We start from the raw sequence: 785 nt of genomic DNA on the forward strand, positions 1-785 counted from the left end.
TCGCTGTCGACCTCGACCTCGACGGGTCTCTCGTCGGCAAACAGCTCGATCGGCTCACTGTCGACCTCGACCTCGACGGGCCTCTCGTCGGCGAACAGCTCGATCACGTCGCTCTCGACCTCGACCTCGACGGGCCTCTCGTCGGCCAACAGCTCGATCGGCTCGCTGTCCACCTCGACGTCGACCGGCCTCTCGTCGGCGAACAGCTCGATCGGCTCGCTGTCGACCTCGACCTCGACGGGCCTCTCGTCGGCCAACAGCTCGATCGGCTCGCTGTCGACCTCGACTTCGACGGGCCTCTCGTCGGCGAACAGCTCGATCGGCTCGCTGTCGACTTCGACCTCGACCGGCCTGTCGTCGGCCAACAGCTCGATCAGTTCGTTGTCGACTTCGACCTCGACCGGCCTCTCGTCGGCAAACAGCTCGATCACGTCGCTGTCGACCTCAACCTCGACCGGCATCAACTCGCTGTCCACCGGCCTGAGCAGCACGAACAGCACGATCCTGTCGCTGTCCACGTCGACGTCGACCGGCATCGGCTCGCTGTCCACCGGCCTGAGCAGCACGAACAGCTCGGTGTCGTCGCTGTCGACCTCGACCTCGACCGCAATCAACGCTGCGAAGACGCACTACTACAGCGTCAACGACAACGGCGTGCAGCAAAGCAACTACGCCAACGACGGCGCAACGGGCACCAACGCCCTCGCAGCCGGCGTGAACGCCAGCGCAGCAGGCGCCAGCAGCGTCGCGGTCGGCGACGGTTCGAACGCGCAGTCGGCAGGCGC

The 785-nt window shown here is 66.1% G+C and carries 2 protein-coding genes; one reads left to right on the forward strand and one right to left on the reverse strand.

Annotated elements, in window-relative coordinates; genetic code table 11:
• The coding region (locus G3N93_RS42165) for a hypothetical protein (protein ID WP_277396621.1) at window positions 1-566 on the reverse strand (566 nt) is incomplete at its 3' end.
• A gap of 10 nt (window positions 567-576) precedes the next feature.
• Here G3N93_RS42165 and G3N93_RS42170 point away from each other — a divergent pair.
• On the forward strand, window positions 577-785 hold a 209-nt coding region (locus G3N93_RS42170; RefSeq protein ID WP_277396622.1), incomplete at its 3' end, for a hypothetical protein.

It is taken from the genome of Burkholderia sp. Se-20378 (assembly GCF_017104665.1).
Taxonomy (GTDB): domain Bacteria; phylum Pseudomonadota; class Gammaproteobacteria; order Burkholderiales; family Burkholderiaceae; genus Burkholderia; species Burkholderia lata.